Source organism: Rhizobacter sp. SG703 (assembly GCF_012275445.1).
Taxonomy (GTDB): domain Bacteria; phylum Pseudomonadota; class Gammaproteobacteria; order Burkholderiales; family Burkholderiaceae_C; genus Rhizobacter.
In genome coordinates this window covers 467858-483300 of record NZ_JAAZQK010000006.1, presented here as the reverse complement: position 1 = coordinate 483300, position 15443 = coordinate 467858, and the positions used below count along the sequence as shown (strand labels likewise).

Below are 15443 nucleotides of genomic sequence, written 5' to 3'. Positions count from 1 at the left end.
CACGCCCTGCGGTACCGCCCCGATTGACGCGGCGGGCCGGCTGCGGCGACACTGTCTTCCGCAAGGGGAGTAGCCCCCGATCAAGCCGCCGTCAGCACGGGCGCCGCTCCCGCGGTGCCCCGGCACTTGAGCAGTGCACGGACCCGAGGGACCGGCGCTGTGGGCAAGACCTTCACCCGCCGTGCATCCGCACGGCGTGCACTCCTGCAAGGTGAAGGACCATGGAACTCTTCTCAGCTGACTTCTTCTCGGCCTTGATGGCCATCGTGCTGCTCGACCTCGTGCTGGCCGGCGACAACGCGATCGTGATCGGCCTGGCCGCTCGCAACGTGCCGCCCCAGATGCAGCGCCGCGTGATCCTGTGGGGCACCGCCGGCGCCATCGTCATCCGCGCGCTGCTGACGCTGGTCGTCGTGTGGCTGCTGAAAATCCCCGGCTTCCTGCTGGCCGGTGGCCTCGCGCTGGTCTGGATCGCGTGGAACCTGACGCAGGACAACGATGGCGAAGGCCACAACATCAAGCCGCAGTCCACCGTGCGCGGCGCGATCCAGACCATCGTGATCGCCGATGCGGTGATGGGCGTCGACAACGTGCTGGCGATCGGCGGCGCGGCCCACGGCAGCATGCTGCTGGTGGTGCTGGGCCTGCTGATCAGCATCCCGATCGTGGTCTGGGGCAGCCAGCTGATCCTGAAGCTGGTCGACCGCTTCCCGATCATCATCGTCCTGGGCGCCGGCGTGCTCGGCTGGACCGCCGCGAAGATGATCAGCAGCGAGCCGCTGATCAAGTCGTGGTTCGAGCACCGGCACCTCGCGCACCTGGCGCTGTACCTGCTGTGCGTCGGCGGCGTCACGCTGCCGGCGCTGTGGCGCCACTGGAACGATCGCCAGCGCGAAACCGGCCTGCTGCTGGCGGTGATGGTGACCTGGCTCGGCGTGTTCGACCTGATCGAAGAGGCGATGGGCTGGGAAGACCAGCCGGTCGACACCTGGCAGTGGTGGCACGAGGGCATCGACCTGGTGATGTGGCTGGGCTGGGTGCCGGTCGCGGTGCTGGTGCACAAGCTGTGGGAGAAGCGGCATCCGAAGCCGCTGCCGGTGCACCCATGAAAACGGGGGCCGCGAGGCCCCCGTTTCGCTTTCACGCTTCAGCGGTGGATCACAGGCGCGTGACGCCTGGCACCCATCCGACGAGTTCGCCGTCGAGGTACAGCGCGCCTTCGGGCGCGCCGGACTGCGCGTAGAACTCGAGCACCGGCGGCAGCGGCGGTGCGGGCGGCGCCGGCGGCACTGCCAGGCGCTGGGCCAGTTCAGCGAGCACGGCGCTCGCGGACTTCAGGGCGGCCGCTGCGGTGCGGCGCGCGAGGGAGGAGCCGGGATGGCGCGGCGTCAGGGCGCGCCACGTCTGGGGCTTCGAGCTGGTCATGATGAGGTCCTTCGGCGGCAGCGCATCGGCGCTGCGGTGGATTCATGGGCTGTGGCGCAGCCTGGGGCTGAGCTGGTCGAGTTCGCGGCGTAGCGCGCGGCGCATGTCCTGTCGCGACGTGCCACCGGGCTGGTGGCTGCCGGCACGGCGGAAATGGGCGGGCGCCACCAGCGGATTGCGGGGCTTGCGGGCGGTGACAGTGATCTTGGTCATGAGACATCTCCTGTGCGGACGAGGACGGCAGGGCCGGAAAGCACGACGGCCCGGTGCGTGAAGCGACCGGGCCGTCGGGATGAGCGCGCGTGCGTCGCGAAGCTCAGCCGGCAAGCGGACCGGGCGGGGCCCGACGGCCACCGAGACACTGAAACGCCGGCACCGACGGCGCGACGGCGCGGCGGGCAAGGGCGGGGTTCAGTGCGAAGGCGATCAACGTGGGGACTCCGGGGTTGAGGGGCGGGGCGTCGCCGTGATCAAGGTGTTCATCACGGCTTGCGCATATGATAAACAATCGATTATCAATTTCAACCCCCTTGTTCAAAGGTGTGGGGCCGAATCAACGCTTTTTCTTGAGCGGCGCGATGCCGGCCTGCGTGCGCGCCCACAGGTCTTCGGCCGGCGGGGCCGGGCGGGGTGCCGCTGGGGCCGAGCGCGGCGGCGGTGCGGCCGGGGTTGGCGCATGGGCTGCCTCGGCCGGCGGCACCAGCACCTCGCCCAGCAGGTCGAGCAGCCGCGTGCGGGCCCGTTGCGGATGGCGGCGGTAGTAGGTCAGCACCAGCCCGACGATGAAGCGCTCGTCGTCGTCTTGCGGCACGTTGCGCAGCGCGTCGTCGGCGAGCGCCGGGGCGGGCTGTGAGCTGGCCGCGGCAAGGCTGGTCGCATCGTGCGGCTGGTCCATCCACCCGTTCGGTTTGTGGCACAGCACCTCGAACTGGCGCGCGAGCCGCTCGCCGATCTGCCGCGAGCGGCTCTTGATCTGGCTCCAGTAGCTCGGCTGGATCTGCAGGCGCTCGGCGAAGCGCCGCTCGAGGCCCCTCAGCGTGGCGGCATCCGGATGCTTGATGGTGTGGTGGACGAATTCATCGAAGAGGGCCAGCGCGTTGTCAAGGCGGATCTGGGCCACGTCACGGGAGCCGGATTGCATGGTGCTGCATGATAAATCTTCGTGCATCAGCAGATGCGGGCAGGGGCGTCGGCAAAATCACGCTCTTTCCGCCCACAACCCTTTCACGGCCGCGCAGCACCATGACGACCCTCGGAACCCCCCTCTCCCCCCAAGCCACCAAGGTGATGCTGCTCGGCAGCGGCGAACTGGGCAAGGAGGTGCTGATCGCGCTGCAACGCCTGGGCGTCGAGACGATCGCGGTCGACCGCTACGAGAATGCGCCGGGCCAGCAGGTCGCGCACCATGCTCGCACCATCACGATGAGCGACCCGGCGCAGCTGAAGGCATTGATCGAGGCCGAGCGCCCGATGCTGGTGGTGCCCGAGATCGAGGCGATCGCGACGCCGATGCTCGAGGAGCTCGAAGCCGCCGGCACCGTGCGCGTGATACCGACCGCCCGCGCCGCGCGCCTGACGATGGACCGCGAGGGCATCCGCCGCCTGGCCGCCGAGACGCTCGCGCTGCCGACCAGCCCGTATGTGTTCTGCGATTCGCTGGCCGAGCTGCAGGCGGCGATCGACGGCAAGATCGGCTACCCCTGCATCGTCAAGCCGGTGATGAGCAGCTCCGGCAAGGGCCAGAGCAAGATCGACGGCCCCGCCGACGTGAAGACCGCGTGGGACTACGCGATGGCCGGCGGCCGTGTCAGCCATGGCCGCGTGATCGTCGAGGGCTTCATCGATTTCGATTACGAGATCACCCAGCTCACCGTGCGCGCGCTCGGCGCCGGCGGCCAGGTCGAGACGCACTTCTGCGACCCGATCGGCCATGTGCAGGTGGCCGGCGACTATGTCGAGAGCTGGCAGCCGCACCGCATGACGCCGGCCGCGCTGGCGCGTTCGCGCGAGATTGCGAAGGCCGTCACCGACAACCTCGGCGGCCAGGGGCTGTTCGGCGTCGAGCTGTTCGTGAAGGGCGACATGGTGTGGTTCAGCGAGGTCAGCCCGCGCCCGCACGACACCGGCATGGTGACGATGATCACGCAGTGGCAGAACGAGTTCGAGCTGCATGCGCGCGCGATCCTCGGGCTGCCGGTCGACACCTCGCTGAAGAGCCCGGGCGCGAGCGCGGTGATCTACGGCGGCGTCGAAGCGAAGGGCATCGTGTTCGACGGCGTCGCCGATGCGATGCGCGTGCCCAACAGCGAGATCCGCCTGTTCGGCAAGCCGGAAAGCTTCAAGAAGCGCCGCATGGGCGTCGCGCTGGTGCACGACCAGGACGTCGAGGTGGCCCGCACGCAAGCGAAGCTGGCCGCAAGCAAAGTGAAGCCGCGAATCGCTTGAGATCAAGCAACGCCCGCGGAACCGGCTTTGCCGGGCCGCCGGGTGGCGCCCCTTGGGGGCAGGAGCGATTAGCGACTGGGGGGCTCCGTCAATCCTCGTCGCGGGCCTTGTACTGACCCATCAGCACCGTCTGCGCCGACGGCGGCACCGCCTCGTAGTGGCTCAGCTCCAGCGTGTAGCGCCCCTGCCCGCCGGTCATGCCGTTCAGCCGCGCCTGGTAGCCGTTCAGCTCCGACAGCGGCACCAGCCCGTGCACCGTGATGCTGCCGGCCTGCTCGGTGCGTGTGCCGTTGACCTGGCCGCGCTTGGCCGACAGGTCGCCAGTGATGTCGCCCATCGAGAAATCGGGCGCGGTGATTTCCACCTTCACCACCGGTTCCAGCACGATCGGCTGGGCCTTCAGCACCGCGTCGATGAAGGCCTTGCGGCCGGCCGTCACGAAGGCCACCTCCTTCGAATCGACCGAATGGTGCTTGCCGTCGTAGACGATCACGCGCACGTCCTTCACCGGGTAGCCGGCGATCACGCCGCTGTCGAGCACCTGACGCACCCCCTTCTCGACCGCCGGCAGGAACTGGCCGGGGATGGTGCCGCCCTTCACCTGGTCGACGAACTCGAAGCCCGCGCCGCGCGCGAGCGGCTCGATGCGCAGGAACACCTCGCCGAACTGGCCGGCACCGCCGCTCTGCTTCTTGTGCCGGTGGTGGCCCTCGGCCGGCAGCGTCACCGTCTCGCGGTACGCGATGCGCGGCGGCCGCGTCGACACCTCGCACTTGTAGGTCTCGCTCATGCGCTCCAGCAGCGTGCGCAGGTGCAGCTCGCCCAGGCCGTAGACCACCGTCTCGTTGGTGCTGGCCGCATGCTCGACCTTCAGGCACGGGTCCTCGTCGACCAGCTTCTGCAGGATCTCCCACATGCGCTGTTCGTCGCCGCGCCGCTTCGGCTCGATCGCGAGGCCGTGCACCGGCACCGGGAACTCCAGCGGCTTCAGGTGCAGGTGGTCGTCTTCGGCCGCGTCGTGCAGCACCGCGTCGAAGTGCATCTCGTCGACCTTCGCGACCGCGCACAGGTCGCCGGGGATGCCGCGCGGCACCTCGACGTGGTCCTTGCCCTGCAGCATGAACAGGTGCCCCACCTTGAACGGCTTGCGGCCGTCGCCGATGTAGAGCTGGCTGTCGCGCGTGACCGTGCCCTGGTGGATGCGGAAGATCCCCATCTTGCCGACATACGGGTCGACGGTGACCTTGAACACATGCGCGATCACGTGCAGCGACGCATCCGGCTGCGCATGCAATTCCTTCGCGTCGGCGCCTTCGCCCTTCAGGAACTGCGGCGGGTTGCCTTCGGTCGGGTTCGGCAGCAGCAGGTCGATCACGTCGAGCAGCTCGGCCACGCCGGCACCGTTGCGCGCCGACACGAAGCAGATCGGGATCAGGTGGCCTTCGCGCAGCGCCTGCTCGAGCGGCGCATGCAGCTCGCGCGGGTCGACGTCGCCGTCGTTCAGGTAGCGGTCGACGAAGCCGGGGTCGACCTCGACGACCTGCTCGACCAGCGCGCGGTGTGCGGTCTCCACAGATGAAAAATCCGCCTCGCCGGACGGATTGAAGAAGCAGTCGACCACCTGGGTGCCCTGGGCCGCGGGCAGATTCAGCGGCAGGCACTCCTTGCCGAAGGTGGCCTGGATCCGCGCGACCAGGCCCGGCAGGTCCAGCCCCAGCGCATCGATCTTGTTGACGATGATCATGCGGCACAGGCCGCGGTGCGCCGCCCAGTCCATCATGCGCGAGGCCATCATCTCGATGCCCGACTGCGCGTTGATCACGATGGCCGCGGTCTCGACCGCCTCCAGCGCCGTCATCGACTGGCCGACGCAATCGGGCATCCCGGGCGTGTCGATCAGGTGGATCTGCGAACCGCCATGCCGGAAATGCATCACCGTCGAATTCAGCGAGTGCTGCACGCGGCGCTCCAGCGGGTCGAAATCGCTGACCGTGGTGCCGCGGTCGAGGCTGCCGGGGGCGCCGATCGCGCCGGCCTTGCACAGCAGCGCCTCGGTCAGGCTGGTCTTGCCGGAGGCCGTCTGGCCGACCAGCGCCAGCGTCCGGATGGCCGCAATGCCGGCGTTCGCTGGGTTCGCAGCAGCCGCCGGGTTCGATGGGCTTGGCATGGCGCTCTCCTTTCGCGCCGCAGGCGCTGAGCGGTGAGGGGCCGGTCGAGGTTAGTGGATCGCCCCGCCTGCGGCAAGCGGGAGCACCCGCGGCTGTTTCAGGGCGTGTAGCTGGACGGCGTGCCCGGGCCGTGTCCTACAGCACCGCGCAGCCGTGGCCGACAGCCTGCCCCTGCAATGCGGGTCACAGTGTCCCGACAGGCAAGCGTCGATTGCCCGAAGGATCTGCCATGACCACCCAGCCGACCCCCGGCCAGAAGAGCGACACCACCGTGCGGCGCGACCAGGATTCCGAACCGCAGCTGCCGCATGAGCGCGACGAATCGAGCCAGCGCGACGACCAGCCGCGTCCGCGCATCGAGCAGGCGCACCGCGACGTCTCGCGTGGCCTTGTCGACACCGACCGCGGCCCGCCGGCGGACCGAGCCTACAGGAAGCAGAAGTAGCCCCGTTTCGCTCAAGCCCGAAGGACGGCCAGCCCCAGCTTCTCGAAGCCGCTGAGCGCCTTCTTCGGCGTGTCGCCGTCGACGATCAGCCCGGTCGCGGCGCTGCACGGCGCGATCGTGTACGCCGAAGCGCTCTGCAGCTTCTCGGCCGACGCCGGCACCCAGGTCTCGGCCGCCTGCGTCATCAGCGCGCGCTTGATGTGCGATTCCTCCAGGTCACCGGTCGACAGGCCGGCGCCGGTCGACACGCCGGTGACGCCCATGAAGTACAGGTCGGCCCGGATGCGGCCGATCGCCTCCAGCGCGCCGGCGCCCACGGCCACGACCGAATGCTTGAACAGCCGCCCGCCGATCAGCACGACCTCGACCCGCGGGTGCTCGACCAGTTCGAGCGCGATGGTCGGGCTGTGCGTGACGACCGTCGCGCGCAGCGTCGGGGCCAGCTGCCGCGCAATCTGCTGGCAGGTGGTGCCGCCATCGATGAAGACGATCTGCCCCGGCTGCACCATCGCGGCCGCCGCGCGCGCAATGCTCGCCTTGGCCTGCGGCTCGACCGCGCGCCGCGCCGAGAAATCGGCCACCGCGGCCGACGCCGGCAGCGCGCCGCCGTGCACCCGCTGCAGCAGGCCTTCGGCCGCGAGCGCGCGCAGGTCGCGCCGGATGGTGTCCTCCGACAGTCCCAATTCCTCGCTCAGCGTCGCGGCGACGACCTGACCATCCTGCCGCAGGCGGCCCAGGATCAGTTGCTTGCGTTGTTCGGTCAGCATGTCTGCGAGTTTGCACGAAAGTGCTTGACAGTGCACGAGTCTGCACGAATCATCGCGTTTCCATCCCGATCCCGGAGAACGCCGTGAACGACCGCGTGCGCATCGTCGACGTGAAAGTGCTGAGCGACGACTGGTACGTGCTCAGGAAGACGAGCTTCGACTTCCTGCGCAGCGACGGCAGCTGGCAGCGCCAGAGCCGCGAGACCTACGACCGCGGAAACGGCGCGACGATCCTGCTGTACAACCGCGAGCGGCGCACCGTGGTGCTGACGCGCCAGTTCCGCTTCCCGGCGTATGTCAACGGTACGCCCGACGGCATGCTGATCGAAGCCTGCGCCGGCCTGCTCGACCGCGACGACCCGGCCACCTGCATCCGCCGCGAGACCGAAGAGGAAACCGGCTACCGCATCGCCGAGGTGCGGCAGGTCTTCGAGGCCTACATGAGCCCCGGCTCGGTGACCGAGCGGCTGCACTTCTTCGTCGGCGCGTACGAGGCGCGCGACAAGGTGTCCGCCGGCGGCGGCGAGCAACACGAGGGCGAGGACATCGAGGTGCTCGAACCGACGCTCGACGAGGCGCTGGCCTGGGTCGCATCGGGGCGCATCCGCGATGGCAAGACCATCATGCTGCTGCAGTACGCGAAGCTGAACCGGCTGGTCGACTGATCAGCCGGCGTCGGAGGCCAGCCGCGACACCGGCACCGTCACGCGGCGGTCGATCGTGCCGTCCTTGCCCTGGTCGACGGTGATCGTCGCGAGCGCATCCGCGATCGACAGGCCGACCGCGACGCGCGGCAGCGTGATCGTCCACGCGCCGCCGGTCGGCAGCCCCGCGGCGTCATAGGTGGCGCTGCCCTGCGTGGCGACGGTGTAGCTCGACGAGCCGCTCGGCAGCGTCGCCGACAGGGTGTGCGTGCCATTGATCGAACTGGCTTGCAGCACGCCATTCACCAGGGTGGCCTGGCGCGTGATGTCGGCCGCGCTCAGCGTGAAGTTGCCGGTGCGGCCGTTGTAATGCGTCGTCAGCGCGAGGCTGGGCGATGTGAAGTGGCTGGTGAGTTGCGTCGTGCCGTTGCCGTCGGTGGTCGACGACACGCTGCGCGTGGTGATGCCGTTCAGCGAGGCGCTGCCGCGCGGCAGCGCGACCGACAGCCCGGTCGCTTCGGTCGTGACCGACAGCGTGCCTGCGGTGGCTTCGAGCACCGTCAACTCCAGCGCGCCGTTGACGACCGCCGCGCCCGCCGCGCCGCGGCAGTCCATGAAGGCCAGCGTGTAGACCTCGCCGGTGTCGAGCTGGCCGTTCAGCACGCTGCCGGCGCTGCCGCCGGCGATCGTGAGCAGCGCGGTACCGCCGCCGGCGCAGTCGACCGTCAGGTTCGTCACCGCCGAGGCGGAGACGCGTTGCGCCGCCTCATGCGCGGCGGCCACCGTGGCCTGCGTGGCCACCACCGATTGCGCGGCCAGCACGCTGGTGTCGAGTGCGGTCGCCGCGTCGCCGGAGAGCAGCGCGGCATTCGCGCCGTAGCTGGTGGCGGTGTCGGCGTCGAGCACCTCGTCGGCGGCATCGCTGCCGCCGCCGCCGCAGGCGGCCAGCGTGGACAAGGCAGCCAGCAGGGCCGCGCTCAGCAGCGTGAGCGGGGCGCGGGGGGTGCGGATCGGTCGGCTCATGGTGGGCTCCTGGGTCAGTGGTTGGTCTTCATTGAACGCGCTGCGCGGCGAGAGGGCGACCTCGCGGCGCGACAAATTGCGACGGCATTGAAACATCAGCCGAGCGTGACGCGCACGCGGTGCAGGCCGTCCACGCGCTCGAACGACAGCTCGCCGCCCAGCCGCGTCGCGACCTGCCGAACGATCGCCAGCCCGAGGCCGGCGCCGGGCCGCGCGCGGCTGCCGTCGCCGCGCGCGAACGCATCGGTCAGCCGCGCCGCGTCGCCGGCGGGGATGCCGTCGCCGGCGTCGTCGACCGTGATCCAGGCCTGCGCGGGCGAGCCGCCGACGCCCACCCGCACCGGCGCGCGGCCGTGCTTCAACGCGTTGTCGACCAGGTTGGCGAGCAGCCGCTCGACCAGCAGCCGGTTGGCATGCGCCCGCGGCAGCGTGGCCGGTGCGTCGATCGCGAGTTCGGCGGCCGGGCGTTCGAAGCCGGCCACCACCTGCCGCGCGACGGCGGCGAGATCCACCGTCTCGTCGCAGGCCAGTTCGCCGGCGCGCACGTGGTCGAGGAAGCTCTCGATCAGCCGGTCGGCGTCCCGCACGTTGCGCACGATGCCGGCACGGCGGGCCCGCGTCTCGTCGGTGTCGGGCAGCAGCTCGACGGCCAGGCGGATGCGGCCGAGCGGGCTGCGCAGGTCGTGCGAGACGCCCGCCAGCAGCACGGCCCGTTCGCGCTCGTGCTGCTGCAGCCGTGCCAGCAGGTCGCCGTAGGCGGCGTCGATCGCGGCGATCTCGGGGGACGCGGCCATCCGCTGCGTGGACGAGACCGGCTGCCCCGGCCGGTGCGACTGCATGCGCTCGCGCAACTGCTCCAGCGGACGCGTGAGGCGCCGCGTGAAGCGCCAGCTGACGCCGACGACCAGCGCGCTCGTGATCAGCAGCGCGAGCAGCGTACGCGCAGACCCGGCCGGCACCACCACCTGGCCGGCCACGCCCAGCCACCTGGCCGGCCGGTCCGCAGGCACCACGTGCAGCCACACCATCGGTTCGCCGCGGCCGGGGCCCAGCCGCACCTCGTCGACCGGCACGCCGCGTGCCAGCAGCGCCTGCCGCAGCGCGACGAAGCGCGGTGCGCTGCGCGCGGTGCGCCGCGTGTCCGGCGGAGCCTCGTCGCGCTGCTGCACCGCGAGGCTGTCAGGCACCGGCGGCGCCAGTCCTGCCGCCGCGGCCAGCGGCGACGCCCAGCGCTCGGCATACAGCGTGGCCACCGTCACGTTGCGCTCGATGTAGAACAGCAGCCCGAAGACGAGCGCGAGCGCGGCCACCAGCCCCAGCTGGGCGAGCAGCAGGCGCGCGAACAGGCTGTCGAAGCGGCGCATGGCGACGGGCCTGGTTCGGGTCAGCCGCGCGGCACGAAGACGTAGCCCTCGCCGCGCACGGTGTCGATCCATTCGGCGCCCGGCGCGGCCTCGGCCAGCTTGCGCCGCAGCCGCGCGACCTGCACGTCCACCGTGCGGTCCAGCGGCTTGTAGCTGCCGTTCTGCACCGCGTCGCTGAGCTGCTCGCGCGTCAACGGCTGGCCCGGCGTGCGCGCGAGGGCGGTCAGCAGCTTGTACTCGACGCTGGTCAGCGAGACCGCGGCGCTGCCGACCAGCACCTCGCGCTTCAGCAGGTCGATCGTCAGGCCGTCGAAGCGCAGCTGCGGCGCGTCGGCCCGGCCGGGCGCCTGGCGGCGCAGCAGCGCGCGCACCCGCGCCACCAGCTCGCGCGGCTCGAACGGCTTCGGCAGGTAGTCGTCGGCGCCGATCTCCAGCCCGAGCACGCGGTCCATCGGGTCGCCGCGCGCCGTCAGCATCACGATGCCGAGCCCGGGGTGGGCCGCGCGCCAGCGGCGGCAGAGCTCGAAGCCGTTGGCATCCGGCAGCATCACGTCGAGCAGCACCGCGTCGGGCCGCCATTGCGACAGCGCGCGCTCGCCGTCGCCGGCGGTCAGCACCGCGTGCACCGCCCAGCCCTCGCGCTCGAGCAGCTCGCACACCATGCCGGAGAGCTCGGCATCGTCGTCGACCATCAGGACCAGCGGCTTCATGGGGCGGCAGTCTACGGGGCGCCCGCCGGTGCGACGCGAACATTTCAGCGCTGTCGCAATTCGTCATCCGCGGGGCGCGGCGGCAGCGCGCTTCGGCGTTCCAATGCCGCCATCCCCTTGCCGGAGTCCGCCATGACGATGAAGTCGATCCTGATGTGCTTGTCGCTGCTCGCGCTGGCCGGCACGGCCGCCGCGCGCGATGCCAACCCGATGGCGCAGGCCTGCAAGGCCGACCACGCGAAGTTCTGCAAGTCGACGCCGCCCGGCGGCGGACGCATCGTCGACTGCCTGAAATCGCACGAGGCCGAGCTGGCGCCGGCCTGCAAGTCGGCGCTCGACACCGCATCGGCCTGTGGCCCCGAGGTCCGGAAGATCTGCGGCGACGCGAAGGGCAGCGCGGTGCGCGACTGCGTGAAGGCGCATGCCAGCGAGTTCAGCGAGGCCTGCCGGGCGACGCTGGCGAACCGCTGACGATTTCACTGCAGGGGCCGGTTTCAGCGCGTGCTGAAATGCCCCTTTCGAGTGAAACTGCCTTCGTCCGCGCGACCCCTTCCCCTACCATCCGCGCCAGCGCCCGTGAGGGCAGCCGCACTGGGACGAGGAAGGACCGAGGGAATGAGTTCACCGATCAAGGCGCAGCCGTCGACGCTGGTCGCCAAGCTGGCCCGGCCCAGCGCCGCGTACAGGCGCCATGCCTGGGCGGCCGTCGCCGCGCTCGCGGCCTTCATGCTGCTGTACCTCGGCCTCGCCGGCTGGTTCCTGTTCACCGCCTGGCGCCTCACGCTCGGCGCCGAGCATTCGTCCGGCGGCGCCGTCTGGGGCTGGGTGATCGGCGGCTGCGCCGCCTTCCTCGCGGTCTTCATGCTGAAGGCCGTCTTCTTCGTCAAGCAGGGCTCGCAGGACAACACGCTCGAGATCACCGCGGCCGAGCAGCCGCGCCTGTTCGAATTCCTGCACAAGCTGGCCGACCGGGCCGGCGCGCCGCGGCCGCACAAGGTGTTCCTGTCGGCGCGCGTCAATGCCGCGGTGTTCTACGACCTGTCGGTGCTGAACCTCGTGATGCCGTCGCGCAAGAACCTGGAGATCGGCCTCGGCCTCGTCAACGCGCTGACGCTGGGCGAGATGCGCGCGGTGCTGGCGCACGAGTTCGGCCACTTCGCGCAGAAGTCGATGGCGGTCGGCCGCTGGGTCTACGTCGCGCAGCAGATCGCCGGCCACCTGGTCGCGCGGCGCGACAAGCTCGACGCGTTCCTGAACGGCCTGTCGCGCTTCGACATCCGCATCGCGTGGGTCGGCTGGGTGCTCGGCGTGATCGTCTGGGCGATCCGCTCGCTGGTCGACAGCGCGTTCTCGGCGGTGCTGCTGGTGCAGCGCGCGCTGTCGCGCGAGATGGAGATGCAGGCCGACCTGGTGGCGGTGTCGCTGACCGGCAGCGATGCGCTGATCCATGCGCTGCACAAGCTGCAGGCGGCCGACGATTCGTGGGACCGCACGCTCGGTTTCATCGGCGGCGAGCACGCCAAGGAGCGCATCGCCCGCGATGCCTTCGCGATCCAGTCGCGCGTGATGCAGCGCATGGGCCAGGTGCTGAACGACCCGCAGTACCACCGCGTGCCGGCGCTGCCGGCCGAGAAACCGCAGCAGCACCGCCTGTTCAAGGCCGAGGTCGCGCAGCCGCCGCGCATGTGGCTGACGCACCCGCTGAACCACGAGCGCGAGGCCAATGCGAAGCGCCATTACGTGGCTGCGCCGTTCGACGACCGCAGCGCGTGGGCGCTGTTCGACGACGCGCCGGGCCTGCGCGAGCGCGTCACCGCGCAGCTGATCGGCGACACGAAACTCGCGCCGATCGCGATCGACGATTCGCTGCAGGCGCTCGACGAGCAGTTCGCCCGCGAAAGCCTGCAGGGCCGCTACCGCGGCGTGTACCTCGGCCGCTCGGTGACGCGCAGCGCGAAGCGCGCCGCCGAGCTGGTCGACCCGGCGCAGCGCGACGGCACGCGCGAGGCGCTCGCCGCGCTCTACCCCGAATCGCTGCTCGACGACGTGGCGCGGCTGCGCGAACTGGAGCGCGAGGTGGCCCAGCTGCGCGCGCTGGCGTCCGGCGCGCTGAAGGCCCCCGGCGGCGTGATCCGCCACCGCGACCGCACGCTGAAGCACGGCGAGCTGCCCGGCCTGCTGAAGCGCGTCGAGCGCGAGCACCGCCAGGTCGAGCAGCGCCTGCTGGCGCACGACAAGGCCTGCCGCAGCACGCATCGCGCCGCGGCGGCGCAGCTCGGCGGCGGCTGGGACGCCTACCTCGACGGCCTGCTCGCGCTGCTGCACTACGCCGATCACAGCGAGGCCAACCTGCGCGATGCGCAAGGCCTGCTGTCGAACGCCTGGCAGGTCGAGAGCGCGACGCGGCGCGTCGGCAAGGCCGGCGTCGCGCGGCTGGTCGTCGTCGCGAACCAGTTGCAGTCGGCCTTGCAGCGGGTGTCGGACCAGCGCGGTGCGGTGCTGCTCGACAGCACGCTGCGCGACAAGCTCGGTGTCGCGAGCTGGAGCGAACTGCTCGGCGAATTCAAGCTGCCGCCGACCAGCAAGGACAACCTGGGCGACTGGCTCGGCGTGGTCGACGGCTGGGTCGACCAGCTGGCCGGCGCCTGCGGCCGGCTGCGCTCGCAGGCGCTCGACCAGCTGCTGCGCACCGAAGCGGCGATCGCGCGGCATGCCCGCGGCGAGCCGGTGGCCGAGCTGTCGGTGGCGGCTCCTGAAGCGTCACGCGCGCCGGCGGATTACGACACGCTGCCGGCCGGCAGCGAGCGCGAACGGCAGACCCGCCTCGGCTGGCTCGCGCGCTTCCAGACGGCCGACGGCGCGCTGCCGGCGCTGGCGCGGCTCGGCGTGGCTGTCGGCATCATTGCCGCGGTGCTGGGCCTGGGCGGCTCGGTCGGCGATGCGCAGATCGTCGTCTACAACGCGCTGGGCACGCCGGTCGAGGTGTCGGTGGCCGGGCACAAGCTGGCCGTCGGCCCGAACGCGCTCGGCCGGCTGACGCTGCCGGCCGGCCAGATCGTGAAGGTCGAATCGCGCGCCGCCCGGGGCGCGCTGATCGAGTCGTTCGACGCCGATGCGAAGGGCAGCTTCGGCACCTACGTCTACAACGTCGCGGCGGCCGCGCCGCTGGTCGAGTGGACCGCGGTGTATGGCCGCACGCAGAGCATTCCGGAGCGCCTGCTCGGCACGCCGCGCTGGTCGTCGACCGGTGCGGAGCATGTGTTCGAGGAACCGCCGAAGACGATCAGCACGAAGGGCGGCGGCGGTACGCGCACCGTGCTGCAGGGCCTGGGCGACCTGTCGCCCGAACGGCAGCTGAATGCGCTGGCGAACGACGCGCAACGCCGCCAGCTGGTCGCCACGCACCTGCGCTGGGATGCGGCCGGCAGCGCACCAGCGATGGCATGGCTCGGCATGGTCGGCGACGATGCACAGTTGCTCGGGCTGCTGCGCGAGCGGCTGAAGACGACGCCCGACGACGTGGCGGCGCTGCGGGCCGAACAGGACGGCACGCGCGACACCGCGCACGCCGAGGTCTGCGCGCGCCATGTGGCGGCCAGTCGCGCCGCACCGGACAACCCGAACCTGCGCTATGCCGCGGTGCGCTGCGACACCGAGAACCCGCAGAAGTGGCAGGCCTTCATCGACGGGCATGCGCGCTGGCCGGCGCATGCGTGGTTCGGCTACGCCGCGGCGTATTCGGAGCTCGACTTCGGTCGGCTGGACGCCGGCCTGATCGGGCTCGGTGAAGCGCGCACCCGGTTGCCGCCGCTGGCCGAGCACATCGCGATCGACGAAGCACGGCTGCGGCGCTTCCTGAAACAGGACGACGCCAAACACATGGCCGAGCTGACGCATGCGTCGCCGATGCTGCGCCTGCGGCTGGCGATGGAGAGCGGCACGTCGACGGCCGACGAGCCGCTGCCGACCGAGTACGCCGAGCTGGCGCGCGGCCGCTTCGACGCCGCGGCCAGGGCCGCGGCCACCGGCACGGCACACCGCCAGGCGCGCCTGCTGCGGCTGGTGGCGGCATCCGATGGCGCGGACGCGCAGCTGGTGTCGCGCGCGATCGCGTTGCCGGCGGACCGAGGTGTCGACGACTCGACCGCCTGGCTGGCGGCAGCCGTCGCAGTGCGCGGCGGGCAGGACGTCGAGCCCTTCGTCGCGGTCGTCGCACGCCGTTCGCCGACCGATGCGGCGCTGATGCGGGTGTTCTTCGAGCAATTGCAGAAGACGCGCGATGTCGGCGTGGCCGACCGCGTGCTTGCCGAGGTGTCGTTCCAATGGCGGATGCAGGCGTATGCGGCCGGCGTCGTGTTGATGGGCCGCGAGGCGCCGTCGGCTTGGCGCGATGCGGCGCGCACGCTGTTGTTCGCCGACGAGCGGCCGTATTTTCTGTAGGCTGGATTTGCC

Annotated in this window: 13 protein-coding genes and 1 pseudogene; 6 read left to right on the top strand and 8 right to left on the bottom strand. The window is 71.0% G+C overall.

What is annotated here, in order from left to right:
• Positions 1 to 221: 221 nt before the first annotated feature.
• A pseudogene (locus FHT26_RS15535) lies at positions 222 to 857 on the top strand (TerC family protein); the annotation flags it as partial.
• Positions 858 to 1158: 301 nt separating this feature from the next.
• On the opposite strand, the gene FHT26_RS15530 reads toward FHT26_RS15535, so the two are convergent.
• From FHT26_RS15530 to FHT26_RS15520, 3 genes are all read right to left on the bottom strand, one after another.
• Positions 1159 to 1425, bottom strand: coding sequence for a hypothetical protein (locus FHT26_RS15530; RefSeq protein WP_047590824.1), 267 nt, complete (start codon positions 1423 to 1425; stop codon positions 1159 to 1161).
• 42 nt (positions 1426 to 1467) lie between these two features.
• Positions 1468 to 1638: a hypothetical protein gene (locus tag FHT26_RS15525; RefSeq protein WP_168560996.1), complete on the bottom strand. Its 171-nt coding sequence runs from the start codon at positions 1636 to 1638 to the stop codon at positions 1468 to 1470.
• A 340-nt stretch (positions 1639 to 1978) separates the two neighbouring features.
• Complete coding sequence (locus FHT26_RS15520) at positions 1979 to 2545, bottom strand: hypothetical protein (RefSeq protein WP_349238157.1); 567 nt, start codon at positions 2543 to 2545, stop codon at positions 1979 to 1981.
• A 122-nt stretch (positions 2546 to 2667) separates the two neighbouring features.
• Between FHT26_RS15520 and purT the strand changes: the two genes are divergently transcribed.
• Positions 2668 to 3870, top strand: a complete 1203-nt coding sequence (gene purT, locus FHT26_RS15515) for a formate-dependent phosphoribosylglycinamide formyltransferase (protein WP_168560995.1) — start codon at positions 2668 to 2670, stop codon at positions 3868 to 3870.
• A gap of 88 nt (positions 3871 to 3958) precedes the next feature.
• Here the strand turns inward: purT and fusA are convergent, their stop codons facing one another.
• Complete coding sequence (gene fusA, locus FHT26_RS15510; RefSeq protein ID WP_168560994.1) at positions 3959 to 6037, bottom strand: elongation factor G; 2079 nt, start codon at positions 6035 to 6037, stop codon at positions 3959 to 3961.
• 230 nt (positions 6038 to 6267) lie between these two features.
• Here fusA and FHT26_RS15505 point away from each other — a divergent pair, with 230 nt between their 5' ends.
• Positions 6268 to 6483 carry a hypothetical protein gene (locus FHT26_RS15505; protein WP_168560993.1) on the top strand — a complete coding sequence of 72 codons (216 nt, stop codon included), beginning with the start codon at positions 6268 to 6270 and terminating at the stop codon, positions 6481 to 6483.
• A gap of 11 nt (positions 6484 to 6494) precedes the next feature.
• On the opposite strand, the gene FHT26_RS15500 is transcribed toward FHT26_RS15505, so the two are convergent.
• Complete coding sequence (locus tag FHT26_RS15500; RefSeq protein WP_168560992.1) at positions 6495 to 7250, bottom strand: DeoR/GlpR family DNA-binding transcription regulator; 756 nt, start codon at positions 7248 to 7250, stop codon at positions 6495 to 6497.
• 68 nt (positions 7251 to 7318) lie between these two features.
• On the opposite strand from FHT26_RS15500, the gene nudK reads away from it, so the two are divergent.
• The gene (gene nudK, locus FHT26_RS15495) at positions 7319 to 7915 is read left to right on the top strand and encodes a GDP-mannose pyrophosphatase NudK (RefSeq protein ID WP_490362792.1); all 597 of its coding nucleotides are present in this window, start codon (positions 7319 to 7321) and stop codon (positions 7913 to 7915) included.
• On the opposite strand, the gene FHT26_RS15490 is transcribed toward nudK, so the two are convergent.
• The 3 genes from FHT26_RS15490 to FHT26_RS15480 form a co-directional block, all read right to left on the bottom strand.
• Complete coding sequence (locus tag FHT26_RS15490) at positions 7916 to 8917, bottom strand: hypothetical protein (protein WP_168560991.1); 1002 nt, start codon at positions 8915 to 8917, stop codon at positions 7916 to 7918.
• Positions 8918 to 9012: 95 nt separating this feature from the next.
• Positions 9013 to 10281, bottom strand: coding sequence for an ATP-binding protein (locus FHT26_RS15485; protein WP_168560990.1), 1269 nt, complete (start codon positions 10279 to 10281; stop codon positions 9013 to 9015).
• Between the two features lie 20 nt (positions 10282 to 10301).
• On the bottom strand, positions 10302 to 10991 hold the full coding sequence (locus tag FHT26_RS15480) for a response regulator transcription factor (protein ID WP_168560989.1): 690 nt from the start codon (positions 10989 to 10991) through the stop codon (positions 10302 to 10304).
• 132 nt (positions 10992 to 11123) lie between these two features.
• Here FHT26_RS15480 and FHT26_RS15475 point away from each other — a divergent pair, with 132 nt between their 5' ends.
• Together FHT26_RS15475 and FHT26_RS29545 are read left to right on the top strand one after the other, a co-directional pair.
• Positions 11124 to 11462 carry a cysteine rich repeat-containing protein gene (locus FHT26_RS15475; protein WP_168560988.1) on the top strand — a complete coding sequence of 113 codons (339 nt, stop codon included), beginning with the start codon at positions 11124 to 11126 and terminating at the stop codon, positions 11460 to 11462.
• A 144-nt stretch (positions 11463 to 11606) separates the two neighbouring features.
• Positions 11607 to 15431, top strand: coding sequence for a M48 family metallopeptidase (locus tag FHT26_RS29545; RefSeq protein WP_210427408.1), 3825 nt, complete (start codon positions 11607 to 11609; stop codon positions 15429 to 15431).
• Positions 15432 to 15443 lie beyond the last annotated feature (12 nt).